This is a genomic window from Streptomyces altiplanensis (genome assembly GCF_053591575.1).
Window position 1 is genome coordinate 19,272 of record NZ_JBSFUB010000064.1, and the last position, 23,607, is coordinate 42,878.

Consider the following 23,607-nt stretch of genomic DNA (forward strand, 5'->3'; position numbering starts at 1 on the left):
CAAGCCGCGCCGACATGCTCTCCGGCGCCAAGGATCACTCCACTGCCCGGCCCCTGGCCGGCGCGCGTTCCCGGCCGGCGGCCCTCCCGGCGGCCGCCGCGCGGCCGCGGGTCAGCCGTCGGCGTGGTAGACGTCCAGCCGTCCGCACATCCCGAACCTTCCGCGGGCCGCGGGGCCTTCGGCGCGTACGACCGCCTGCGCGAGGTACCCGCAGTCGCCGTCGTCCAGCCGGCCGAGCTGGATCCCCGTGGCGTCGGCCGCGGCCGCGGCGCCGTCCTGCCACCGCTCGCGCCAGTCCCCGGTCAGCGGTCCGACCAGCGCGGCCGCCGCCCGGTGGAACGCGGCGAGCGGCCCGGGGTCGCCGGCGCCGGCCGCCTCGCGGAGCGCCGCGAACCCCTCGACGGCCAGGTCACGGCGTACCCGGGCCGCGTGTGCCAGCTCTTCCTCGGTGCCGTCCGCGGGCAGCGTTGCGGCGGCCCGGTACGCCGCAGGGTCGGCCAGCAGCCTCGGGGGGAGGGTGAGCACCGCGTCGCCCGCCTCGGGCAGGCCGCGGTTCTGCATGAGTACGACGATGGTCAGGCCGCCGTCGTTGACGAGCCGGTGAACGGTGCCGGGCGTGAACCACACGAGCGCTCCCTCGGCGAGGGGCGTCTGCCGGAAGCCGGACGCGGTGAGCGTCTGCACCGAGCCCCGGCCGCCGGTCACCAGGTAACCCTCGGAGCAGGTGAGGTGGAGGTGGGGGGTGCCGCCGCGCAGCCCGTCGGCGGCCGGCCAGTCGTACACCCGCAGCAGTGAGACACCGACACCGCCGGGAAGTCCTTCGTATCCGGTCACCACGGAAGCTCCTCGGTAAGCGCTTTCCCCACCGCAACCTAGGGGTGTGTGCGACCGCGGTCAAGGGTGCGCCCGCGCCGGCTTCCCGGCTGCCGGGGGAGCGCGTCGAGCCCTTGTGCGAGAAGCCGCTCGCCCGACGGGCGACGACACCTGACGCCGCAACAGCCCGGGGCGAACCGGAACTGACGGTTCGCCACTTATTCTGCGCGCATGACCACCGAGCCGACGCAGCAGCCCCGACACCCCCAGCAGCTTCAGCCGATGCCTTCCGACTGGCAGCGTGCCCTCGCTGTCGTGGCGCATCCGGACGATCTCGAGTACGGGTGCGCCGGAGCCGTGGCGGGATGGACCGACGGCGGCCGCGAAGTGACGTACCTGCTCGCCACCCGGGGCGAGGCCGGGATCGACACCCTGGAGCCGGACAAGTGCGGCCCGCTGCGGGAACGGGAGCAGCGGGCCAGTGCGGCGGTGGTGGGGGTCACCACGGTGGAGTTCCTGGACTACGCGGACGGCGTGATCGAGTACGGGACCGGACTGCGCCGGGACATCGCCGCCGCCATCCGCAGGCACCGCCCCGAACTCGTCATCACTCTCAATCACCGCGACACCTGGGGCGGCGTCGCTTGGAACACGCCCGACCACCGGGCGGTGGGCCGGGCCACCCTGGACGCGGCGGGCGACGCCGGGAACCGCTGGATCTTTCCCGAGCTCACCACCCAGGGGCTCGCGCCCTGGGACGGGGTGCGGTGGGTCGCCGTCGCGGGTTCGGCGACGCCCACCCACGCCGTGGACGCGGAGCCCGGACTGGAGCGCTCCGTGCTGTCCCTGCTCGAACACCGGGCTTACATCGAGGCGTTGACGGACGAGGACCCCGAGACGTACTGCCGCACGTTCCTCACCCAGAACGCGCAGCGCGCGGCGGAGCGCTTCGGCGGGAAGCCCGCGGTCACCTTCGAGGTCTTCAGCCGCTGAGCCCCGGTGGGGCGTACGCCGCGAAGGCGGCTGCGGGCACCGCGTCGGCCTCGGACGTGCCGGGCGGCAGCGTCGCGGGGCCGATACCGCTATCCGGCTCAAAGATGAACGGTCACGGGCGGCTTGCGAAATCGTCTGGATGAGACGTGCGCGCCATTGACAGCCTGTCAGGCCCCGGGAGGATTCTGTGGCGTTGTGATGCGTGATTGCCCACAGTTTTCGCCGGGACCCCTGGAGGACGTGTGACGCTCCGCCTGCGCCCGCTCGCCATGCTCGCTGCCGCTCTCGCCCTGGTGGCCGGAGTTCCGGCCGTCGGGGCGGCCGCCGACCCGGCAGCCGCCGGTCCGACGGCCGCCACCCCCTCGGCCACCGAACCGCCGGGCGGCAGCGCCCGAAGAACCGCCCCCGTCATCACCCCGACACCGCAGGACCTCCAAGAGCGCGACGACCGGGCCACCATCACTCCGACGGTGACGGTCGTCGCGGGCGCCAAGGCCGACGCCGCCGCGCTCGATGTGACCCGGCAGGCGCTCCTCGACGCCGGCGCGCACCAGGTCGTACGAGGCGAACGCCCCGTCAAGAGCCGGCTCACCGTCTACGTCGGCGGCCCGGGGGAGACCCCGCAGACCGCTGAGGCGCTCGCCGACCTCGGCATCGAGGGCCCCGGCGACCTCCCCGCGGAGGGGTACGTCCTGGGCATCGGAGAGCGCCGTGTCGCGCTCTCCGGCAAGGACGCGGCCGGTACGTACTACGCGGCCCAGTCGCTGCGCCTGCTGCTCCCCGAGCGCGGCGGACCCGGCGCGAAGGTCGCGGGTGTCGAGGTCCGGGACTGGCCCACCACCGCCGTCCGCGGCGTCATCGAGGGCTTCTACGGCATCCCGTGGACCCATGCCGCCCGTCTCGACCAGCTCGACTTCTACGGCGAGCACAAGATGAACATCTACGTCTACTCGCCCAAGGACGACCCGTACCTGCGCGAGAGGTGGCGCGAGCCCTACCCCGCCACCCAGCTCGCGAAGATCGAGGAGCTCGTCGACCGGGCCCGCGCCCGGCACGTGGAGTTCACCTACGCGCTGTCGCCCGGGCTGAGCGTCTGCTACAGCTCCGAGGCCGACATCAAGGCGCTGACCGACAAGTTCGAGACGGTCTGGGACCTCGGTGTCCGCACCTACGCCGTGCCGCTCGACGACATCAGCTACACCAGGTGGAACTGCCAGGCCGACCAGGACAGGTGGGGGACGGGAGCGGCCGCCGCGGGCGCCGCCCAGGCGTACCTCCTCAACCGGGTCAACCAGGACTTCATCGCCGCCCACCCGGGCGCCGCGCCGCTCCAGATGGTGCCGACGGAGTACTACAACGTCACCCCGTCCCCGTACAAGAAGGCGCTCGCCGAGCAGCTCGACGACGACGTGGTGGTCGAGTGGACCGGCGTCGGCGTCATCGCGCCGGTGATCACGGTGGCGCAGGCGAGGGCCGCGCGTGACGTCTTCGCGCACCCGATCCTGCTCTGGGACAACTACCCGGTGAACGACTACGTCACCAACCGGCTGCTGCTCGGCCCCTACAACGGCCGGGAGGAGGGGATGCCCGCGGAGCTCGGCTCCGGCATCACCGCCAACCCGATGAACCAGGCGTACGCCTCGAAGATCCCGCTGATCACCGTCGCCGACTACATGTGGAACGACGCGGCCTACGATCCTCGCGATTCGTGGAGGACGGCGATCTCCGAGTACGCGGGCGGCGACGCGAAGACGGAGAAGGCCCTGCGGGTCTTCTCCGACGTCAACTACAGCTCCCGCATCAACGCCCAGCAGGCCCCCGACCTGGCCGCCGCGATCGAGCGGTTCTGGGAGTCCGGGGACGAGCGCGGACTGGACGGCGCGCTGGCGGACCTCCAGAAGTCACCGGACGTCCTGCGCGACCGCCTCCCCGAGCAGGAGTTCGTCGACGACAGCGAGCCGTGGCTCGACGCCGCCGAGGCGTGGGGCGTCGCGACGCGCGCCGCGCTGCGGCTGGTCGCACTGGCCCGGGACGGAGACGGCGAGCGCGCCTGGGAACAGCGGCAGCGGCTGCCCGGGCTCGTCGCCGCGGCGAAGTCCTTCACGTACACCGATCTGGAAGGGCGCAAGATCCCGGTGGTCGTGGGCGAAGGAGTGCTCGACAAGTTCACCGAGGACGCGGCCGCCGAGCACGACCGGCTGCTCGGTGTCACCGGCGGCACCAGGGGTCTGACCAACCTGCCCGCCTACCAGGGCAACGTGATCGCCCGGATGGTCGACGGCGACGACAGCACGTTCTTCTGGAGCAGCCGCGCCACCGCCGCCGGTGACCAGGTGACGGTCGACCTGCGCAAGGAGCGCGAGATCGGCCGTGTCTCGCTCGCCATGGGCAAGCCGGGCAGCGCGAACGACTACATGCGCCAAGGAGTGCTGGAGTACTCGTCCGACGGCACGTCCTGGAAACAGCTCGCGGCGTTCTCCGGCCGGCCGGTCGTGACGGCGACGGCCCCGGCCGGCACCGAGGCCCGTTACGTGCGGGCGCGGGCCACGGCGGGGCAGACGAACTGGCTCGTCGTACGGGAGTTCGCCGTGGAGACCGAGGACGCGGCCGTGACCGGCGGACCGCCGGCGGCGGCCGGCAGCAGCCTGCGCGCGGCGGCCGACGGAGACGTCGGCAGCGTCTACCGCGCGGCGCGCGCACCCGAGCCGGGCGAGGCGCTCCAGGTGGACCTGGGCGGGGCGCGGACGACGACGTCCGTGACGGTCCTCCAGCCGGAGGGCAACTCCGCGCAGGCCGCTGTGCAGGTACGCGAGGCCGACGGCGCCTGGCGCACGGTCGGCCGGGTCGACGGCGGTTACGAGGAGTTCCCCGCGGACTACGAACGGGTCTCGGCCGTACGCCTGCTCTGGGGCGGGGGCGGGAGCGCGCCACAGGTCGCCGAGGTGATCGTGCGGTAGGGAACGCGGTGGTGAGGAGGCCCCCGGGCAGCCGGCCCGGGGCCTCCTCGTGTCTGCCCGTCCGGTGGCTGTGCCCGCCGTCGCCTGACATTGCTTTGCCCTCCCTTTGTTCTTGGGGGTGGGGCCTGCGCCCCGCCCGGAACACCTGATCGTCCGACCGGAGAAGGAGCCGCGGTCCGGCAACGGGTGAGCCTCCCGGTACGAGCCGTTTCATTTCCGTCCCGTCGAACCGTGGGGCGGAGGTGACACGGTGACCGAAGTCCTCCTCCTCGCCCTCGGACTCACTCCGGCGTGCGCGGTGAGCGCCCTGAAGGCCGCCAAGCACCTCACCTTCCAGCTCTCGGGCGCCCGGCTGGGCATCACCGTGACCTCTCTCTGGTCGTCGGCATGCTCGCCGAGCCGTCCCTGGCCGCGCTGGCGCAGCACTTCGCCCGCGAGGGCGCGACCGAGCAGGACTCCGTCGAACTGGTCGAGCCGGAGGGCGAGGTCGCCTCCGTCCTCACCGACGACGAACTCGTCCGCCTGGTCAAGGACTCCAGTGAGGCAGGGCTGCCGGTCACCGGACCGGGCGGCGAGGTGCTGGGCCACCTGCACATCGAGGACGTGCTCGGCGGCACCGAGCGCACCCGGCCGTTCCCGCGCACCGCGCCGTCTCCGCTTGACAAACTCGTTTGCCGATCCTGCAATGTCCTCATGGATGAAGAGAAGGACCTGGACGGCGTACTGAACGGTGTGGGCGCGCGCCTGCGCAAACTGCGCAAGGAGCGCGGAGCCACCCTGGCCGCACTCTCCGAGGCGACCGGGATCTCGGTGAGCACCTTGTCCCGGCTGGAGTCCGGCGGCCGGAAACCGAGCCTGGAACTGCTGCTGCCGATCGCCCGCGCCCACCAGGTGCCGCTCGACGAGCTGGTGGGCGCGCCTCCGGTCGGGGACCCCCGGGTGCGGACGAAACCGATCGAGCGGGACGGGCAGACGTATCTGCCGCTGACCCGGCAGCCCGGCGGCCTCCAGGCGTTCAAGGTGGTCTACCGGCAGGGGCGCAAGGACCCCGAGCCGCGCACGCACGAGGGCTATGAGTGGCTGTACGTCCTGTCGGGCAGGCTGCGGGTGGTGCTGGGTCCGCACGATCTGGAGATCGGCTCCGGTGAGGCGGTGGAGTTCGACACGCGGGTGCCGCACTGGTTCGGCCCGGCGGGGGAGGGGCCCGTGGAGGTCCTGAGTCTCTTCGGCCCCCAGGGGGAGCGGATGCACGTGCGGGCCAGGCCGAAGTAGGGGTGATGGCGCCGCAGCTGTTCCCATCGGGGCAAGCGACCGCTTAGTATGCGCCGAGCGCGGTACTGCCTACGGTGTGTGGAGGATCTCGGATGCAGGCATGGCGAGTGCACGAGAACGGCGAGCCGGGCGAGGTGATGCGCCTCGACGAGGTCGGCACACCCACGCCGGGCGAAGGGCAGCTCCTGCTGAAGGTGCGCGCCGCGAACATCAACTTCCCCGACGCCCTGCTCTGCCGCGGCCAGTACCAGGTGCGGCCGCCCCTGCCCTTCACCCCGGGCGTCGAGATCTGCGGCGAGACGGAGGACGGCCGCCGCGTGATCGCCACTCCGGCGCTGCCGCACGGCGGTTTCGCCGAGTACGTCGTCGTCGACGCGGCCGGCGTGCTGCCCGCACCCGAAGCGCTGGACGACGCCGAGGCGGCCGCCCTGCACATCGGTTACCAGACGGGCTGGTTCGGGCTGCACCGCCGGGCGCACCTCAAGGCGGGGGAGACCCTGCTGGTGCACGCGGCGGCGGGCGGCGTCGGCAGCGCCGCCGTACAGCTCGGCAAGGCGGCCGGAGCCACCGTCATCGGTGTCGTCGGCGGTCCCGAAAAGGCCCGTACCGCCCGGGAGCTGGGCTGCGACCTGGTCATCGACCGGCACGGCGAGGACATCGTCGCCAAGGTCAAGGAAGCCACCGGCGGGCGCGGCGCCGACGTCGTCTACGACCCGGTGGGCGGCGACGCGTACGCCAAGTCGGTGAAGTGCGTCGCCTTCGAGGGCCGCATCGTCGTGGTCGGCTTCGCGAGCGGCTCGATCCCCTCGCCGGGGCTCAACCACGCCCTGGTGAAGAACTACTCGATCGTCGGCCTGCACTGGGGCCTCTACAACACCATGGACCCGGCCGCGGTCCTCGCCTGCCACCAGGAGCTCACCAAGCTGGCCGCCGAGGGCGCCATCAGGCCCCTGGTCAGCGAGCGCGTGGCCATGAAGCACGCGGCGGACGCGGTCCAGCGCGTCGCGGACGGCACGACCACGGGACGCGTGGTCGTCGTACCGGAGGGAACGGCCCGATGACCGACGCAGCCGAAGTGCGGAGCCTGGTCCAGGAATTGCTCGCCGCGCACCCGCCGGCCACCACGGACCGTACGGACTTCCTCAAAGCCCGCTTCGACGCCGGACTCGCCTGGGTGCACTACCCCGTGGGCCTCGGCGGACTCGGCGCGCCCCGCTCCCTCCAGGCCGTCGTGGACGCGGAGCTGGCGGCGGCCGGCGCGCCCGACAACGACCCGCGGCGCATCGGCATCGGCCTCGGCATGGCCGCGCCGACCATCCTGCGCTTCGGTACGGACGAGCAGAAGCAGAGCCTGCTGCGGCCCCTGTGGGTCGGCGAGGAGGTGTGGTGCCAGCTGTTCAGCGAGCCGGGCGCGGGCTCCGACCTCGCGGCGCTCGGCACGCGCGCGGTGCGGGACGGCGACGAATGGGTCGTCGACGGGCAGAAGGTGTGGACGTCCAGCGCCCACGTGGCCCGCTGGGCGATCCTCATCGCCCGTACGGACCCGGACCTGCCCAAGCACCAGGGCATCACGTACTTCGTGTGCGACATGACCGATCCCGGGGTCGAGGTCAGGCCGCTGCGCCAGATCACCGGCGAGGCGGAGTTCAACGAGGTCTTCCTCACCGGCGTACGCATTCCCGACAGCCGGCGCCTCGGCGCCGTCGGCGAGGGCTGGAAGGTCGCGCAGACCACCCTCATGAACGAGCGCGTCTCGATCGGCGGCTCCCGCATCCCGCGCGAGGGCGGCATGATCGGCCCGGTCGCCAGGACCTGGCGCGAACGCCCCGGACTGCGCACCCACGACCTGCACCAGCGCCTGCTCGGTCTCTGGGTCGAGGCCGAGGTCGCACGCCTGGCCGGCGAGCGGCTGCGCCAGCAGCTCGTCGCGGGCCAGCCGGGCCCCGAGGGCTCGGCCATGAAGCTGGCCTTCGCCCGCCTCAACCAGGAGATCAGCGGCCTGGAGGTGGAACTGCGCGGCGAGGAAGGGCTGCTGTACGACGACTGGACCATGCGCCGTCCCGAACTCGTCGACTTCACCGGCCGCGAGGCCGGTTACCGCTACCTGCGCTCCAAGGGCAACAGCATCGAAGGCGGTACGAGCGAGGTACTGCTCAACATCGTCGCGGAACGTGTACTCGGCCTGCCGTCCGAGCCGCGCAGCGACAAGGACATCGCCTGGAAGGACCTGGCCCGATGACTGACCTGCTGTACTCCGAGGCAGAGGACGACCTGCGCGCCGCCGTACGCTCCCTCCTCGCCGACCGCTGTGACCACGCGGCCGTCCTCACCCGCGCGGAGTCGGACACGCCGTACGACCCGCGGCTGTGGGGATCGCTGGCCACCGAAATGGGCCTGGCGGGGCTCCTCGTGCCCGAGAAGCTCGGCGGCCAGGGCGCCACCCACCGCGAGGCCGCGGTGGTGCTGGAGGAGCTGGGCCGCAGCGTCGCCCCGACGCCGTACCTCACCGGAGCGGTCATCGCCGCCGAGACCCTGCTGGGGTGCGACACCGAGGACGGGGCGGTCGGGGAGCTCCTCGGCGCGCTCGCCGGCGGCGGTACGGTCGTGGCACTCGCCGTCCCGCTGTCCGCCGCTCCCGGGAGCGGACTCTCCGGCACGGTGCGGGCGGACGGTGACGGCTCGCTCGGCGGACGCGTCACCGGCGTCGCGGACGCGGCCGCCGCCGCGGTCCTGCTCGTACCGGCCGAGGACGGGCTGTACGCGGTGGAGACGGGGGCGCCCGGCGTCACCGTCGAGACGCTGACCCCGCTCGACCTGACCCGGCCGCTCGCCACCGTCACCCTCGACGGGGCCCGCGGCCGCCGCCTCGCCGGATCGGCCGATGCTCCGGTGCGGCGCGGGCTGCTCGCCGGGGCCGGGCTGCTCGCCTCCGAGCAGCTGGGGCTCGCCGAGTGGTGTCTGGAGGAGGCCGTCCGCTACACGCGCGACCGCAAGCAGTTCAACCGCCCGGTCGGTTCCTTCCAGGCGCTCAAGCACCGCATGGCGCAGCTGTGGCTCGAGGTCGTCTCGGCGCGGGCCGCCGCCCGCAACGCCGCCGACGCCCTGGCCACCGGCAGCGCGGACGCGCCCCTCGCGGTGGCGATCGCGCAGGCGTACTGCTCACGGGTCGCGGTGCACGCGGCCGAGGAGTGCGTACAACTGCACGGCGGTATCGGCATGACCTGGGAACACCCCGCCCATCTGTACCTCAAGCGGGCCAAGGCGGACTCGATCGCGCTGGGCGCGCCCGGCCGGCACACGGAGGCGGTGGCGCAGCTCGTCGGCCTGCCCGCGCCCGAGTAGCGCGGGACCCTGCCCCGGTAAGGGGCAGTGGATCCCGCACCCCTTTACATACGGTTTAATTGCGATCGGTTCGCAATAACTGTTGATCTTTATTAGGGGTGTGGAGAGCCATGCTGTCCCGATCGATACGTGGGGCGGCCGCCGCGACGCTGGCCGGAACACTGGCCATCACCGCGGCGGCCTGCTCGAAGCCGGGCGAGTCCGGGACCGGCTCCGGATCCGGCGGTTCCAAGGACTCCGCGGTCGTCGGCATCGCGTACGAGCCCGAGACGCTCAGCCCGCTCCTCGGCTACGGCAAGGACGGCAACTCCAAGATCTTCGACGGGCTGCTCACCTTCGACGCCGAGATGAAGCTCCGGCCGGCGCTCGCCGCCGAGCTGCCCGAAGTCGCCGACGACGGCCGCACGTACACGTACACCCTGCGCCAGGGCGTGAAGTTCAGCGACGGCAAGCCCTTCACGTCGAAGGACGTGGTCTTCACCTACAAGACCATTCTCGACAAGAAGACCAACAACGCCTCCAAGACCGAACTCGACGCGGTCGAGGACGTCCGGGCCGACGGTGACCACAAGGTCGTCTTCACGCTCAAGTACCCGTACGCGCCGTTCGCCGAGCGCACCGTCCTTCCGATCGCTCCCGAGCACGTCGCGGGCCGGCAGGACGTCAACAGCGGCTCCTTCACGACGAAGCCGGTCGGCACGGGGCCGTACGTCCTCACCGGCTGGTCCAAGGGCGAGAAGCTCAGCTTCAAGGCCAACCCCGGTTACTGGGGCGGCGCGCCGAAGGTGAAGAAGTTCACCATGGCGATCATCAAGGACGACGACGTGCGCGCCACGCGGCTGCGCACCGGCGACCTCGACGGCGCCATCCTGCCGCCCAACCTCGCCAAGACCTTCAAGGACGAGGCCGGCCGGACGACGTACGCCGCCAAGTCCTTCGACTACCGCACCGTGACCCTGCCGACCCACAACAAGGTCACGGGCGACACCGGCGTACGGCGGGCCCTCGACGTGGCCGTCGACCGCCAGGCCATGGTCGACAAGATCCTCGAAGGCGCGGGCAAGCCGGCCTACGGCCCCGTCCCGACGGACAGTCCCTGGTTCGCCAAGGGCACCGAGCGCACCCACGACCTCGCGAAGGCGAAGAAGATCCTCGACGAGGCGGGCTGGAAGCCCGGCGCCGACGGCATCCGCGTCAAGGACGGCGTACGCGCCCAGTTCCCGCTCTGGTACCTGTCCGGCGACAAGCTCCGCCAGGACCACGCCCTCGCCTACGCGTCCGACGCGAAGAAGGCCGGCATCGACATCAAGACCCAGGCCGGCACCTGGGAGGTCATCATGCCGCGCATGAAGCACGACGCGGTGCTCGCGGGCGGCGGCGCGCCCGGCGACCCCGACTTCGACCAGTACACGCTCCTCCAGTCCTCGCTGGCGGGCGACGCCTTCAACAACATGGCCCAGTACGACAACCCGGCCGTCGACAAGGCGCTCAGGACCGGCCGCGAGAGCGGCGAGAAGGCCGACCGCAAGGCCGCGTACGACACCATCCAGCGCGAGCTCGTGAAGAACCCCGGCTACACCTTCCTCACCCACATCGACCACCTGTACGTCGTGGACGACCAGTGGTCCGGGCTGACGACGCAGATCGAGCCGCACGACCACGGCCTGGCCTCCGGACCGTGGTGGAACGTCGAGGACTGGAAGCCGAAGAAGTGACACACCCGAGCCGGAAGCTCCCCTGGGGGCCGATGGCGAGGATGGCGGGGCGGCGGCTCCTGTTCGCCGCCCCCATCCTGCTGGTGGTGACCTTCGGCGTCTTCGCCGTCGCCGCCGCCTCGCCCTTCGACCCCGTCAAGGCATACGCGGGCACCGCGGGCCTCACCGCCTCGCAGGAGAACCTCGACCAGCTCCGCGCCAACCTCGGCGTCGACCAGCCGCTCGTCGAACGCTGGTGGCACTGGCTGACCTCGGCGGTCACCGGGGACCTCGGCGACTCCAGCGTGATGCGCCAGCCCGTCACCGACGTCATCGCCGAACGCCTCGGCTGGTCGGTGCTGCTCGCCGTCACCGCGTTCCTCGTCGCGATCCTGCTCGGCACGTCGCTGGGCGTACTGGCCGCGCGGCGGCAGGGCGGCTGGCTGGACCGGGCCGTCAGCTCGGCGGCGTACACCCTGGAAGCGGCGCCCGCCTTCTGGCTGGGCCTGCTCGCCATGTGGTTCTTCGCGCTCAGGCTGGGCGTGCTGCCGGCCGGCGGTCTGACCGACACCGACAGCGACGTGATCACGTTCGGGCAGGTCGTCACGCACCTGGTGCTGCCGGCGGCCGTTCTCGGTGTTTCGCAGCTTCCCTGGTTCTTCCTCTACGTACGCCAGGGCGTCGCCGACGCGCTGGAGGAGGATCCCGTACGCGGGGCCCGCGCGCGAGGGCTCAGCGACCGCACCGTGCTGCTCGGACACGCCCTGCGCTCCGGCATGCTGCCGACGCTCACCCTCATCGGCTCGCGCGTGCCCGAACTCATCACCGGTGCGCTGCTCGTCGAGACGGTCTTCAGCTGGCCGGGCATCGCGGCGGCGACCGTGCAGGCGGCGACCTCGGTGGACTTCCCGCTGCTGGCGGCGCTGACGGTGCTCGCCACGGCGGCGGTGCTGGCCGGGAACCTGCTCTCCGACCTGTTGTACGGACTCGCGGACCCGAGGGTGGGCTTCGATGGCTGAGCTCGCTTCCGGACCCGTTTCCGAGCCCGCGGTGTGGCGCTCGCACGGGCGCACCCGCCGCTCGACGCGCACGGCCCGGGTCCGTACCTCCGCCGTGATCGTGGTGGCGGTGGTGCTCGCCGTTCTCGTCGTACCGCCGCTGGCCAATCTCGACCAGCAGGCCGTCGACTTGTCGATGAAGCTCCAGCCGCCGTCCTTGGCCCACCCTTTCGGGACGGACGACGTCGGGCGCGACCTGTTGCTGCGCTGCGTGTACGGACTGCGCGTCTCCCTCATGGTCGGCCTGGTCGCGGCGCTCGTCGCCACGTTCATCGGTACGGCGGTGGGGGCGGCGGCCGCGGCGTTCGGCGGCTGGACGGACCGTGTGGTGATGCGGCTCGTCGACACCTTCTCCTCCATCCCGCACCTGCTGCTGGGCATCTTCATCGTCGCGATGTTCCGGCCGGGGGTGTGGCCGGTGATCGTGTCGGTGGCCCTGACGCACTGGCTGTCCACCGCCCGCATCGTCCGCTCCGAAGTGCTCTCGCTGCGCTCGCGCCCGTACATCGACGCGGCGGTCTCGGGCGGCGCGTCGCGGTGGCGGGTCGCGGTGCGGCATCTGCTGCCGGGCGTATTGCCGCAGGCGGGGCTCGCGGCGGTCCTGATGGTCCCGCACGCGATGTGGCACGAGTCGGCGCTCTCGTTCCTGGGCCTCGGCCTGCCGACGCACCAGGCGAGCCTGGGCAACCTGGTCCAGTCGGCCCGCAGCTCGCTGCTGGCCGGTGACTGGTGGCCGACGCTCTTCCCCGGTCTCCTCCTGATCATCCCGACCCTCGCCATCGCGGGCCTGGCCGGTTCCTGGCGGGAACGGATCAACCCGCGTCGCCGATCGGAGCTGATGCTGTGACACCGCCCCAGAACGCGAAGCCGGTTCCCACGGCCGCGCAGACTCCGGCCGCGGCCGGCCCGCACGGCGCCGAAGCGGTTTCGGAGCGTTCCCCCGCGGCGCCCCCCTCTGTTCCGGGGAACGTCCGCCCCTCCGTTCCGGGGGACGTCCGCGACGCGGCCCCCTCCGCCTCGGACACCGGCACGGGAAGCGACGCGGAAGCGGACCGTCCCGCGCGGCGCCGGACGCCCCTGCTGTCCGTGCGAGGGCTCTCCGTACGGTTCCGGATGCGCGGAGGGCGGCACATCGCCGCCGTCGCCGGCGCCGACTTCGACCTCGCGCAGGGGGAGTGCCTGGCCCTCGTCGGTGAGAGCGGCTGCGGCAAGTCCGTGCTCGCCTCCGCGCTGCTCGGACTGCTCCCCGGCAACGCCCAGACCGCGGGATCCGCGCTCCTGGGAGACGTCGACCTGCTCGCCGCCGGCGAACGCACCCTGGCGCGTACGGTGCGGGGACGCCGGGTCGGACTCGTACCGCAGAGTCCCGCCGCGCACCTCACGCCCGTACGGACCGTCGGAGCGCAGCTCGAAGAGACGCTGCGCGAGCTGACCGGCACGCGGAAGCAGGACGTGCGCGCGGCGGCCCGCGCGGCGGCCGGGCGGGCCGCGTTCCCGGCGGACCACCTCGACCGCTACCCGCACGAACTGTCCGGCGGACTCGCGCAGCGCGCCGCGACCGCCCTCGCCCTCGTCGGCGACGCGCCCCTGCTGCTCGCGGACGAGCCGACCACCGGCCTCGACCGGGACCTCGTCGACCGCACCGTCGACGAGCTCCGCCGGCACGTCGACGACGGCCACGCGCTGCTGATGATCACCCATGACCTTGCGGCCGCCGAGCGCATCGCCGACCGCGTCGCCGTGATGTACGCGGGACGCATCGTGGAACTCGCCGACGCCGCGCGGTTCTTCCGGGGGACCGGCCCCCGGCACCCGTACGCCCGGGGCCTGCTGAACGCCCTTCCGGAGCGCGCGTTCACGCCGGTCCCCGGCATGCCGCCCGAGCTCGGAGACCTGCCCCCGGGGTGCGCCTTCGCCGCCCGCTGCGCGTACGCCACCGAAGCCTGCGCCCTGCGGCCGGACTTCGCGGACGGCGTCGCCTGCCACCACCCGCCGGTCCAGGAGAGTGCCCGTGCTTGAACTCGAAGCGATCACCGCAGGCTACGAGCGCGGGAAGCCCGTCGTACGGGACGCCCGCCTCACCGTCGGGCCCGGCGAGGCGGTCGGCCTGCTCGGGCCGAGCGGCTGCGGCAAGTCGACGCTCGCCCGGGTCGCCGCCCTGCTCCACCGCCCCGACGCCGGCACCGTCACCCTCGACGGCCGCACGGTCACCGGCTGGCGCCACCGCGCCCCGCGCGAACAGCGCACGGCGATCGGCGTGGTCTTCCAGCAGCCCCGGTTGTCCGCCGACCCCCGCCTGCGCCTGCGCGACCTGATCGCGGAACCGCTGCGCGCCACCGGGCGGCGCGACGAAGCGGCCACCGCCGTCGGCGAGTTGGCCCAGGCCGTGGGGCTCGGTGACGACCTCCTCACCCGGCGCCCGCACGAGGTGAGCGACGGCCAGCTGCAACGTGCCTGCCTGGCCCGCGCCCTGGTGCTGCGCCCGCGCTGGCTGGTCTGCGACGAGATGACGGCGATGCTGGACGCGTCGACGACGGCGGCCCTGGTCGCGGTGGTCGAGCAGTACCGGCGCGAACACGGCGCCGGCCTGCTGGCCGTCGGCCACGACCGTGTCCTCCTGGAGCGCTGGTGCGACCGCACGGTCCGCTGGGAGGACGTCGCCGCGGCGGTCTGAACCGGGGGCGACGATCGGCCGAACTCCTGTAGTGGGCCTGCCCATTGAGGCTGTACGGGGCGGATACTCGCCGGAGTCACCGACGCCCCGTACACCTCCGGAGGCACCATGGCCGTCATCGCGCCCACCCGCCGCAGAGTCGTCACCACCCTCACCGCCGCTCTCGCGGGAGCCGTCGCCGTACCCTCGTACGCCCGAGCGGCCGAGCGGAAGCCCGGCCACGGGCCCCTGCGCCGCGCGCACGCGCACAACGACTACGAGCACCCGCGCCCCCTCCTGGACGCCCTTTCCCACGGCTTCACGAGCGTGGAGGCGGACATCCACCTCGTCGACGGACAGCTCCTCGTCGCCCATGACCCGGTCGGCCTCGACCCGTCGCGCACCCTCGAATCGCTCTACCTGGCCCCCCTGGCGGCCAGGGTCGGGGCCAACCACGGTTCCGTGTACCGCGGACACCGCCGTCCCGTGCAACTGCTGATCGACATCAAGACCGACGGGGCCGCCACCTATCCCGAACTCCACCGCCAGCTGCGCCGGTACCGCCGGATGCTGAGCACGTACGCGTACGGCCGCGTCCGCCTCGGCGCGGTGACCCCCGTCGTCTCCGGCCACCGCGCCGCCCGCGCCCCGATGGAGGCGCAGCGCGTGCGCCACGCCTTCTACGACGGACGCCTCGACGACCTGGACGGCCCCGGTGCCGCGGGCCCGGCCCCCGCCTCCTTCATCCCGCTGATCAGCAGCAACTGGACGCACAGCTTCACCTGGCAGGGCACCGGCCCGTTCCCCGCGGCCGAACGCGCGAAGCTGCACGCCGTCGTCTCCACCGCCCACCGGCGCGGGCAGCGCGTCCGTTTCTGGGCCACCCCCGATCTGCCGGGGCCGGCGCGGGACGCCGTCTGGAGCGAACTGCTCGCCGCCGGCGTGGACCACCTCAACACCGACGACCTCGCGGGCCTGGAGCGTTTCCTCCGCACGTACGACGCGTAGTCGGCCATCACCGCCAGTCAACACCCGTACGGCGGACGTGTCTTCCGCCCGAATGGACCCTCCGCTGCGCCAGACTGACGGCCGAATGCCGCAATTCAGGCGCGGCGGAGGAGGTTGGCCATGGCCATTTCGATCTCGTTGGTGCTGTTTCTGCTGATTCTCGCGGTGATCTTCCTGCGCAACGGGGGACTGAAGGTCTCGCACGCCCTGGTCTGCGCCCTGCTCGGCTTCTTCCTGGCCGGTACGAGCGTGGGGCCGACCATCCAGAACGGGATCGCCGCCACCGCCGAAGTGGTCGGCGGCCTCAGGCCCTGACCGCCGCCCACACGTCACCGGGCCTGGTCGGGCCTGCGGCTGAGCGCCCCCGGCCACCAGGAGGTGCGGCCGATGTCGCGGACCAGGGCCGGAACGAGCAGGGAGCGGACGACGAGGGTGTCGAGCAGGACGCCGAAGGCGACGATGAAGGCGATCTGCAGCAGGAAGGCCAGGGGGATGACGCCGAGCGCGGCGAAGGTGGCCGCGAGGACGACGCCCGCGGAGGTGATGACGCCACCGGTGGCGGTCAGTCCGCGCAGAACGCCTTCGCGGGTGCCGTGCCGCAGCGATTCCTCGCGGACCCGGGACATCAGGAAGATGTTGTAGTCCACCCCCAGGGCCACCAGGAACACGAACCCGTAGAGCGGAACGGAGGAGTCGGTGCCGCCGAAGCCGAGCAGCTGCTGGAAGACCAGCGAGGAAACGCCCAGGGTGGCAAGGAAGTTCAGGGCCACCGTCGTGACGAGCAGGACGGGCATCAGCAGCGACCGCAGCAGGCCGACCAGGATGACCAGGATGATCGCGAGCACCACCGGCACGATGAGGGAGCGGTCGTGCTCCGCCGTGCGCTGGGTGTCGTACCGCTGGGCGGTGTAGCCGCCGACCAGGGCGTCGGAGTCCGGCACGGCGCGTACGGCGTCGCGCAGCCGCACGACGGTCTCCTTGGCGGCTTCGGTGTCCGCCGCGTCCGCGAGGACGGCGTCGATGCGTACCCTGCCGTCGACGACGAGCGGCTCGCCGCCTCCCGGGCGCCCGGAGGCCGTCGCCGGAGCGGCCGAGGCCACCCCCTCGGTGCCTTCGACGGCGGCCGTCACCTGCCGGAGGGCCCCGGCGTCGGCGATGACGACGGCCGGGTTCCCGGACCCGCCGGGGAAGTGCTGGCCCAGCGTCTCCTGGGCGGCGACGGACGGGGCGTCGTTGACGAAGATCTCGTCCAGGGGCACGCCCTTGGCGTTCAGGGTCGGAGCGAAGGCGGCGCAGGCGAGCAGGGCCGCGAGGGTGACCGCCCACACCTTGCGCGGCGCGCGGTCCACCAGGGCCGCGATCCGCGTCCAGACGCCGTGACCGCCGCTCCCGTCCCCGGCGGGCCGGGGCTTCGCCGGCCAGTAGGCGGCGCGGCCGAGGACGACCAGGGCGGCGGGCAGGAACGTCAGGGCGCTCAGTACGGCGCAGACGATGCCGATCGCGCCGACCGGCCCCAGGGCCCGGTTGTTGGTCAGGTCGCTCAGGAGCAGGGCGAGCAGGCCGAGCGCGACGGTGGCGGCGCTCGCCGTGATCGGACCGAAGGACTGCCGCAGCGCGGCGCGCATGGCCGCGATCCGGTCGGTGCCCGCGGCCAGTTCCTCACGGAAGCGGGCGGTGAGCAGCAGCGCGTAGTCGGTGGCGGCGCCGATCACGAGGATCGACAGGATGCCCTGCACCTGGCCGTCGACCCGGACCACGTCGTGGTCGGCGAGGACGTACACGACGGCGCATGCCAGGCCCAGCGAGAAGACCGCTCCCGCGATGATCACCAGCGGAAGGAGCACGCTGCGGTAGACGAGCAGCAGGATCAGCAGCACGGCCACCAGGGCCACGCCGAGCAGCAGGCCGTCGATGCCCGCGAAGGCGTCGGAGAGGTCCGCCTGGCTCGCCGCGGGGCCGGCGAGCTGCACGGTGGTGCCGGGTACGGACTCGGCCGCCGCGGTGACCCGTTCCAGCGCGCCGGGCAGCTCCTCGCCGAGACCGGGCTCCAGCTGTACGACCCCTTGCAGGGCCTGGCCGTCCCGGGACGGAACGGCGGGGGACACCTTGCCCGCCACCCCGGCGCTGTCGGCGAGCGTGGCCAGGGCCCGGGTCGCGGCGCCCTGCTGCTCCTGGCTCAGCCGCCCGCCCGCGTCGTCCGAGGTCCACACGACGACCGCCGGGAGCGTCCCGCCCTGACGGAAGGCCTTCTGGGCGTCGATGACCTTCGTCGATTCCGCGCTGCGGGGAAGGAAGGAGGCCTGGTCGTTGGTGGCGACTTCGCCGAGCTTCCCGGCGTACGGGCCGAGCATGCCGCCGACGGCCAGCCAGGCGACGAGCAGAACGGCGGGGACGAGCCAGCGCATCCGCCGTGCGGTGGTGGACATGGGAACTCCTGGGACTGGGACGCGGAAAGTATCTCAACAAAAAACAATCTTAATCATTGAGATAAAGGGCGCCCACAAGCAAGTCGACAGGCCCTTCGGACCCACGTCGTCCGGAGATTTTTCAGCGGCGCGGTACGCGCAACCCGCCCAGCTCCTCGTTCATGGCGGTGAGGAACCTCAGGGCCACCGACAGCTCCTCCTCGCTGAAGCGCCGGCGAGCACGGTCGGCAGCCGTGGCGAGCGGCATGAAGTACGAACGCGCCGCCGCCCGCGCTCCCTCCACATAATGGACATGAACCACCCTGCGGTCCGCGCTCTCGCGCGAGCGCCTGACATGCCCGGCCCGCTCCAGCCGGTCCAGGCAGGCGGTGACGGCCCCCGAGGTCAGGCCCAGGTGTTCGCGCAGCAGGCCCGGCGTCACCGGCTCCGTGCTGTCGAGGATCACCGCCAGCGCCTGGATGTCCGTGGCGTGCAGTCCCTGGCCGAGTGCGAAACCGTGGACAAGACGGCTGATCTCGCCGTTCATGCGGCGCAGCTGAACCGCGAACGCCTGAAGATCCGCCGCCGGACCGCCGGGGGCAATGCCACCGTCACCGGACTCCCGCTCATCTGTACTGGCCACACGAACAGCCTATAGAAGCCCGACGGCACATCCACGGACCACTGAACAGGCGGAAGACAATGACACACGGGAACGACGCACCCGCCCTTCGGTGCCTGGTCACCGGGGCCACCGGCTACATCGGCGGCCGGCTGGCCCCCGAACTGCTCGCCGCCGGGCACCAGGTGCGCTGTCTGGCCCGTACGCCGGAGAAACTGCGCGACCACCCCTGGGCCGGCCGTGCCGAGGTGGTGCGTGGTGACGTCACCGACGAGGAGTCGGTGCGCGAGGCGATGCGGGACATCGACGTCGCGTACTACCTGGTCCACGCGCTCGGCACGGGATCCGGCTTCGAGCGCACCGACCGCCGGGCCGCCGAGATCTTCGGGGAGCAGGCCCGCGCCGCAGGCGTCCGCCGCGTCGTCTACCTCGGCGGGCTGACACCGCGGAACGTGCCGGAACGGGAGCTGTCGCCCCACCTGCGCTCGCGCGCCGAGGTGGGGGAGATCCTGCTGAACTCCGGGGTGGCGACGACCGTACTGCGCGCCGCCGTCATCATCGGCTCCGGCTCCGTCTCCTTCGAAATGCTCCGTTACCTCACCGAGCGGCTGCCGGTCATGATCACGCCCAGCTGGGTGCGCACCCGCATCCAGCCCATCGCCGTCCGCGACGTCCTGCGCTACCTCGTCGGCAGCGCCTCCATGCCCGCCGACGTGAACCGCGCCTTCGACATCGGCGGCGCCGACGTCGTCACGTACCGCGACATGATGCGCAGGTACGCGGCGGTGGCCGGGCTGCCCCGGCGCCTCATCGTCCCCGTGCCGGTCCTGACTCCCGGCCTCTCGAGCCACTGGGTCGGCCTGGTCACGCCGGTACCGCACTCGATCGCCCGGCCCCTCGCCGAGTCGCTGCGCCACGAAGTCGTCTGCCACGAACACGACATCGCCGCGTACGTACCCGGTCCGCCGGGTTCCCCGATCGGCGTCGACAAGGCGCTCGCCCTGGCGCTCCAGCGGGTCCGGGACGCCAAGGTCACCACCCGCTGGTCCTCCGCGTCGGTGCCCGGCGCGCCCAGCGACCCCCTGCCCACCGACCCCGACTGGGCCGGCGGCAGCCTCTACAGCGACCTGCGGGAACGGACCGTCGACGCCACCCCGCAGGCCCTGTGGACGGTGATCGAGGGCATCGGGGGCGAGAACGGCTGGTACTCCTTCCCCCTCGCGTGGGCTGTGCGCGGCTGGGCGGACCGCCTGGCCGGCGGGGTGGGGCTGCGGCGCGGCCGCCGGGACGCGCACCGGCTGCGGGTCGGCGACTCGCTGGACTTCTGGCGCGTCGAGGAGATCGAGCGCGGCCGTCTGCTGCGGTTGCGGGCGGAGATGCGGCTGCCGGGCCTGGCCTGGCTGGAGATGTACGCCGACGAGGACGACGCCGGCCGTACCCGCTACCGGCAGCGGGCCCTGTTCCACCCCCGCGGTCTGCTCGGTCACGCGTACTGGTGGAGCGTCTCGCCCTTCCACGCCGTCGTCTTCGGCGGCATGGCCCGCAACATCGCCCTGGCCGCGGCCGGACAGCCGTCGGAGAGGCCGGTGGACCACAGCCGCGCGTCCTGAGCGGACGCATCCGGTGAAGTCCCGCGGACCGGAGTCCGGGAAGCGCCGCCCGGCTCACCGGGCTCGCGGGAGCCGGGCGGCCGGCGGCTGGGCGGGGGCCGGGGCGGGGCGAGGACGGGAAGGAGCGGCTTCCGCGGCCCGGGAGCGGTGCTCGTCGAGTACGACGGCTAGTGCCGCGGCCGGATCCGGCCCGGCCGGGCCGGCCGGCGTCCACCGCCCGTGCTCCTTGCGATACGGCCACCAGCGCCCGTCCCGACCGCACCTCAGCTGTGCGTCCGCGCCGACGACGGTCCACCGGTTGTGCCGGGCACGCAGCTGCGGACGCTCGTCCTCGTCCCACGCCTCGGCCAGCTGCGTACGGGCGCGCGCGAGTGCCTCCGGCTCCGGCGACCACTCCTCCTCGAGTACGGCGAGCGCGGCACGCCCCCCGTACTCCCAGGCCCGTACGGCCAGGGTGAGGCCGGCCCGGTCCCGCCCGGAGCCCGACGCGAGCCGCGCGGCGATCCACGGTCCGGGATCGCCGGAGGCCAGCCTCACCGCGTCCTGCTCCACGGTCGGTTCCCCGTCCACCGGCTGCCGTTCGTGTCCGGCCGACAGCGCCTCGGCCAGCAGGCGGTGCGCACGCCCGGCCGCGTCCGCCGCCAGGAACTCCAGTGCCGCCGCGTCGATTCCCGGCGCGGGTCCCGTTTCCGTGTCGAGGGCCGGCGGGCGGCCCGGTTCGTCCGGGAGCGGCGGAGGGGCGGGCAGGGGCGGCAGCGCGTCGCGCGCCGCGAACGCCTCGTCGGCCCGCACACCCTCCGGCGCGCGCTCGCCCCCGCAGGCTCCCGGCGCCTCCCGGGGCGCGGCCCGGGAGGCACTGCGCACCTGCAACTCGTCGAGCAGCTCCCGCTCGCCGCGTCCGCGCATCAGCAGCAGTACGAAGGGGTCCTGGTCCAGCAGCCGCGCCATCTGGTAGCAGAGCGCCGCGGTGTGCGGGCAGTGGTCCCAGGTGTCGCACGAGCACTCCGGTTCGAGGTCGCCGATACCCGGCAGCAGTTCGAGTCCGGCCTCCGCCGCGTCTTCCACCAGGTGGGGCGGCATCTCCCGGTCCAGGAGCGCCGCGATGTGCCCGGCGCGTTCGACCGCCAGGTCGAGGAAGCGGTCCCACTCCTCACCGCTCAACCGCTGCAACAGCACGTCACTGCGGTACGCCGAACCGTCCTTCTCCCGTACCACCGCCGTGATCCGGCCGGGCCGCACCGACACGGCGCCGACCGCGCCCTCGCGCGCGTACCGGCGGCCCTTTCTGAGCTGTTCACTGTCGAGCGCGGTGTCCTCCAGCGCCTTCGTCCAGGCCCGGCCCCACCAGGTCCCCGCGAAACCGCGTCCCCGCGCGGGAGGCAGCGCGTCGAAGGTGCGCTCCGTTTCCCGTTCCCCCGCTCTGTCCCGGTCGCTCATCGCGTACCCCCTCGCAGCTTCACCAGATCGGCCAGCTCGGCATCGGTCAGTTCGGTCAGCGCGGACTCGCCGTTCCCGAGAACGGAGTCCGCCAGCTCCTTCTTGCGCGCGAGCATTCCGGCGATCCGGTCCTCGACGGTCCCCTCGGCGATCAGCCGGTGCACCTGCACCGGCTGGGTCTGCCCGATGCGGTACGCGCGGTCCGTGGCCTGTGCTTCGACCGCCGGGTTCCACCAGCGGTCGTAGTGCACGACATGGGCGGCCCTGGTGAGGTTGAGCCCGGTGCCCGCCGCCTTCAGGGACAGCAGGAAGACCGGGACCTCGCCGTCCTGGAACCGCCGCACCATCGCCTCCCGCTCCGGCACCGGCGTACCGCCGTGCAGGAACTGGGTGCGCGTGCCGCGCGCCGCGAGGTGCTTCTCCAGCAGCCGCGCCATCTGCACGTACTGCGTGAACACCAGCACGCTCGCTCCCTCGGCCAGGACGGTGTCGAGCAGTTCGTCCAGCAGCTCCAGCTTCCCGGAGCGGCCCGCGACGACGGGCCGCTCCTCCTTCGTGTACTGCGCCGGGTGGTTGCAGATCTGCTTCAGCGCGGTGAGCAGCTTCACCACGAGTCCGCGCCGTGCGAACCCCTCGGCCTCCGAGATGGCGGCGAGCGTCTCGCGGACCACGGCTTCGTACAGACGGGCCTGTTCCGCCGTGAGCGGCACGGCGTGGTCGGTCTCGGTCTTCGGCGGCAGCTCCGGAGCGATCCCGGGATCGGACTTCCGGCGCCGCAGCAGGAACGGACGTACCAGCCTGGAGAGCCGTTCGGCGGCCGCGGGATCGCTCCCGCCCTCGACCGGCTGTGCGTAGTGCTTGCGGAACGTCCCGAGCCGGCCGAGCAGCCCGGGCGTCGTCCAGTCGAGGACGGCCCACAGCTCCGAGAGGTTGTTCTCCACCGGTGTGCCGGTGAGCGCCACGCGCGCGTGGGCGTCGATGGTCCGCAGTTGCCCGGCGGTCGCCGAGTACGGGTTCTTGACGTGCTGCGCCTCGTCGACGACGACCATGCCCCACGGCGCGGGACCGGCGAGCCGCGCCGCGTCGAGCCGCATCGTGCCGTACGTCGTGAGGACGAACTCCCCCTCCGCCAGAGCGTCCAGGCTGCGCGCCGCGCCGTGGAAACGGCGTACCGGGGTCCCGGGTGCGAACTTCTCGATCTCGCGCTGCCAGTTGCCCATCAGGGAGGTGGGACAGACCACCAGGGTGGGTCCCGCGGTCCGCCCGTCCGTCTGCCGGTGGAGGTGGAGGGCGATGAGGGTGATGGTCTTGCCGAGGCCCATGTCGTCGGCGAGACAGCCGCCGAGTCCCAGGGACGTCATGCGGTGCAGCCAGTTCAGTCCGCGCAGCTGGTAGTCGCGCAAGGTCGCCGCGAGCGCGGCCGGCTGCGCGATCGCGTGGTCGTCCGCGCCCTCCGGATCGGCGATCCGTTCCTTCAGCTGTGCCAGCCATCCCGATGCCTGTACGTCGACCTGCCGGCCGTTCAGCTCCGTGCGGCCCGTCAGCGCGGCACCGAGCGCGTCGATCGGGGTGACCTTGCGGTCCTGGCTCTCCCGCGCGCGCCGGGCCTCTTCCGGGTCGATCAGCACCCACTGGTCTCGCAGACGCACGGACGGGCTGACCGTACTGGAGCGGCGGAGCGTCGCGGGCCTGAGGTGGTGGACCTCCGCCGAACTGTCCGCGACGCGTGAGACGGTGTACCCC

General features: G+C 72.8%; 19 protein-coding genes. 14 read left to right on the forward strand and 5 right to left on the reverse strand.

The window, feature by feature from the left end:
* Window positions 1-111: 111 nt before the first annotated feature.
* Complete coding sequence (locus ACWD0Y_RS24625; protein WP_450262487.1) at window positions 112-834, reverse strand: cupin domain-containing protein; 723 nt, start codon at window positions 832-834, stop codon at window positions 112-114.
* Window positions 835-1,044: 210 nt separating this feature from the next.
* Here ACWD0Y_RS24625 and ACWD0Y_RS24630 point away from each other — a divergent pair, with 210 nt between their 5' ends.
* From ACWD0Y_RS24630 to ACWD0Y_RS24690, 13 genes are all read left to right on the forward strand, one after another.
* Window positions 1,045-1,806, forward strand: coding sequence for a PIG-L deacetylase family protein (locus ACWD0Y_RS24630; RefSeq protein ID WP_450262488.1), 762 nt, complete (start codon window positions 1,045-1,047; stop codon window positions 1,804-1,806).
* Window positions 1,807-2,075: 269 nt separating this feature from the next.
* Window positions 2,076-4,763, forward strand: a complete 2,688-nt coding sequence (locus ACWD0Y_RS24635) for a beta-N-acetylglucosaminidase domain-containing protein (protein ID WP_450262502.1) — start codon at window positions 2,076-2,078, stop codon at window positions 4,761-4,763.
* A 693-nt stretch (window positions 4,764-5,456) separates the two neighbouring features.
* On the forward strand, window positions 5,457-6,035 hold the full coding sequence (locus tag ACWD0Y_RS24640) for a helix-turn-helix domain-containing protein (protein ID WP_450262503.1): 579 nt from the start codon (window positions 5,457-5,459) through the stop codon (window positions 6,033-6,035).
* Between the two features lie 92 nt (window positions 6,036-6,127).
* Entirely contained in the window at window positions 6,128-7,096 is a 969-nt protein-coding gene (locus ACWD0Y_RS24645; RefSeq protein WP_450262489.1) for an NADPH:quinone oxidoreductase family protein, read from the forward strand.
* The gene (locus tag ACWD0Y_RS24650; protein ID WP_450262490.1) at window positions 7,093-8,274 is read left to right on the forward strand and encodes an acyl-CoA dehydrogenase family protein; all 1,182 of its coding nucleotides are present in this window, start codon (window positions 7,093-7,095) and stop codon (window positions 8,272-8,274) included. Before ACWD0Y_RS24645 ends, ACWD0Y_RS24650 begins: the two co-directional genes overlap by 4 nt.
* On the forward strand, window positions 8,271-9,377 hold the full coding sequence (locus ACWD0Y_RS24655; protein WP_450262491.1) for an acyl-CoA dehydrogenase family protein: 1,107 nt from the start codon (window positions 8,271-8,273) through the stop codon (window positions 9,375-9,377). The genes ACWD0Y_RS24650 and ACWD0Y_RS24655 overlap by 4 nt, the downstream gene beginning before the upstream one ends.
* Before the next feature lie 110 nt (window positions 9,378-9,487).
* Window positions 9,488-11,092, forward strand: a complete 1,605-nt coding sequence (locus ACWD0Y_RS24660) for an ABC transporter substrate-binding protein (protein ID WP_450262492.1) — start codon at window positions 9,488-9,490, stop codon at window positions 11,090-11,092.
* 32 nt (window positions 11,093-11,124) lie between these two features.
* Window positions 11,125-12,090, forward strand: a complete 966-nt coding sequence (locus ACWD0Y_RS24665) for an ABC transporter permease (protein ID WP_450262493.1) — start codon at window positions 11,125-11,127, stop codon at window positions 12,088-12,090.
* Window positions 12,083-12,976 carry an ABC transporter permease gene (locus tag ACWD0Y_RS24670; protein WP_450262494.1) on the forward strand — a complete coding sequence of 298 codons (894 nt, stop codon included), beginning with the start codon at window positions 12,083-12,085 and terminating at the stop codon, window positions 12,974-12,976. The genes ACWD0Y_RS24665 and ACWD0Y_RS24670 overlap by 8 nt, the downstream gene beginning before the upstream one ends.
* A gap of 266 nt (window positions 12,977-13,242) precedes the next feature.
* Window positions 13,243-14,148: an ABC transporter ATP-binding protein gene (locus tag ACWD0Y_RS24675; RefSeq protein ID WP_450262504.1), complete on the forward strand. Its 906-nt coding sequence runs from the start codon at window positions 13,243-13,245 to the stop codon at window positions 14,146-14,148.
* Window positions 14,141-14,803, forward strand: a complete 663-nt coding sequence (locus ACWD0Y_RS24680; RefSeq protein WP_450262495.1) for an ABC transporter ATP-binding protein — start codon at window positions 14,141-14,143, stop codon at window positions 14,801-14,803. Before ACWD0Y_RS24675 ends, ACWD0Y_RS24680 begins: the two co-directional genes overlap by 8 nt.
* A 108-nt stretch (window positions 14,804-14,911) precedes the next feature.
* On the forward strand, window positions 14,912-15,790 hold the full coding sequence (locus tag ACWD0Y_RS24685) for a phosphatidylinositol-specific phospholipase C/glycerophosphodiester phosphodiesterase family protein (RefSeq protein WP_450262496.1): 879 nt from the start codon (window positions 14,912-14,914) through the stop codon (window positions 15,788-15,790).
* A gap of 120 nt (window positions 15,791-15,910) precedes the next feature.
* Window positions 15,911-16,105 (forward strand): hypothetical protein, encoded by a 195-nt coding sequence (locus tag ACWD0Y_RS24690; RefSeq protein WP_093797429.1) that lies wholly within the window; start codon window positions 15,911-15,913, stop codon window positions 16,103-16,105.
* A gap of 14 nt (window positions 16,106-16,119) precedes the next feature.
* Here ACWD0Y_RS24690 and ACWD0Y_RS24695 read toward each other — a convergent pair whose 3' ends face one another.
* Both ACWD0Y_RS24695 and ACWD0Y_RS24700 read right to left on the reverse strand, forming a co-directional pair.
* Complete coding sequence (locus ACWD0Y_RS24695; RefSeq protein ID WP_450262497.1) at window positions 16,120-18,216, reverse strand: MMPL family transporter; 2,097 nt, start codon at window positions 18,214-18,216, stop codon at window positions 16,120-16,122.
* 121 nt (window positions 18,217-18,337) lie between these two features.
* Window positions 18,338-18,838 carry a MarR family winged helix-turn-helix transcriptional regulator gene (locus tag ACWD0Y_RS24700; RefSeq protein ID WP_450262498.1) on the reverse strand — a complete coding sequence of 167 codons (501 nt, stop codon included), beginning with the start codon at window positions 18,836-18,838 and terminating at the stop codon, window positions 18,338-18,340.
* Between the two features lie 59 nt (window positions 18,839-18,897).
* Between ACWD0Y_RS24700 and ACWD0Y_RS24705 the strand changes: the two genes are divergently transcribed.
* Entirely contained in the window at window positions 18,898-20,427 is a 1,530-nt protein-coding gene (locus ACWD0Y_RS24705) for an SDR family oxidoreductase (protein ID WP_450262499.1), read from the forward strand.
* Between the two features lie 54 nt (window positions 20,428-20,481).
* Here ACWD0Y_RS24705 and ACWD0Y_RS24710 read toward each other — a convergent pair whose 3' ends face one another.
* Both ACWD0Y_RS24710 and ACWD0Y_RS24715 read right to left on the reverse strand, forming a co-directional pair.
* The gene (locus tag ACWD0Y_RS24710; protein WP_450262500.1) at window positions 20,482-21,864 is read right to left on the reverse strand and encodes an SWF or SNF family helicase; all 1,383 of its coding nucleotides are present in this window, start codon (window positions 21,862-21,864) and stop codon (window positions 20,482-20,484) included.
* Window positions 21,861-23,607 (reverse strand): DEAD/DEAH box helicase (locus ACWD0Y_RS24715; RefSeq protein WP_450262501.1); only part of this gene is annotated, 1,747 nt, incomplete at its 5' end. The genes ACWD0Y_RS24710 and ACWD0Y_RS24715, both read right to left, overlap by 4 nt.

What these genes read in the sequence shown, in the direction of transcription:
- ACWD0Y_RS24685 (WP_450262496.1), top strand. Translation starts at nt 14,912, where the DNA reads ATGGCCGTCATCGCGCCCACCCGCCGCAGAGTCGTCACCACCCTCACC.
- ACWD0Y_RS24705 (WP_450262499.1), top strand. Translation starts at nt 18,898, where the DNA reads ATGACACACGGGAACGACGCACCCGCCCTTCGGTGCCTGGTCACCGGG.
- ACWD0Y_RS24675 (WP_450262504.1), top strand. Translation starts at nt 13,243, where the DNA reads ATGCGCGGAGGGCGGCACATCGCCGCCGTCGCCGGCGCCGACTTCGAC.
- ACWD0Y_RS24665 (WP_450262493.1), top strand. Translation starts at nt 11,125, where the DNA reads ATGGCGAGGATGGCGGGGCGGCGGCTCCTGTTCGCCGCCCCCATCCTG.
- ACWD0Y_RS24690 (WP_093797429.1), top strand. Translation starts at nt 15,911, where the DNA reads ATGGCCATTTCGATCTCGTTGGTGCTGTTTCTGCTGATTCTCGCGGTG.
- ACWD0Y_RS24650 (WP_450262490.1), top strand. Translation starts at nt 7,093, where the DNA reads ATGACCGACGCAGCCGAAGTGCGGAGCCTGGTCCAGGAATTGCTCGCC.
- ACWD0Y_RS24670 (WP_450262494.1), top strand. Translation starts at nt 12,083, where the DNA reads ATGGCTGAGCTCGCTTCCGGACCCGTTTCCGAGCCCGCGGTGTGGCGC.
- ACWD0Y_RS24655 (WP_450262491.1), top strand. Translation starts at nt 8,271, where the DNA reads ATGACTGACCTGCTGTACTCCGAGGCAGAGGACGACCTGCGCGCCGCC.
- ACWD0Y_RS24645 (WP_450262489.1), top strand. Translation starts at nt 6,128, where the DNA reads ATGCAGGCATGGCGAGTGCACGAGAACGGCGAGCCGGGCGAGGTGATG.
- ACWD0Y_RS24635 (WP_450262502.1), top strand. Translation starts at nt 2,076, where the DNA reads ATGCTCGCTGCCGCTCTCGCCCTGGTGGCCGGAGTTCCGGCCGTCGGG.
- ACWD0Y_RS24630 (WP_450262488.1), top strand. Translation starts at nt 1,045, where the DNA reads ATGACCACCGAGCCGACGCAGCAGCCCCGACACCCCCAGCAGCTTCAG.
- ACWD0Y_RS24695 (WP_450262497.1), bottom strand. Translation starts at nt 18,216, where the DNA reads ATGTCCACCACCGCACGGCGGATGCGCTGGCTCGTCCCCGCCGTTCTG.
- ACWD0Y_RS24710 (WP_450262500.1), bottom strand. Translation starts at nt 21,864, where the DNA reads ATGAGCGACCGGGACAGAGCGGGGGAACGGGAAACGGAGCGCACCTTC.
- ACWD0Y_RS24660 (WP_450262492.1), top strand. Translation starts at nt 9,488, where the DNA reads ATGCTGTCCCGATCGATACGTGGGGCGGCCGCCGCGACGCTGGCCGGA.
- ACWD0Y_RS24640 (WP_450262503.1), top strand. Translation starts at nt 5,457, where the DNA reads ATGGATGAAGAGAAGGACCTGGACGGCGTACTGAACGGTGTGGGCGCG.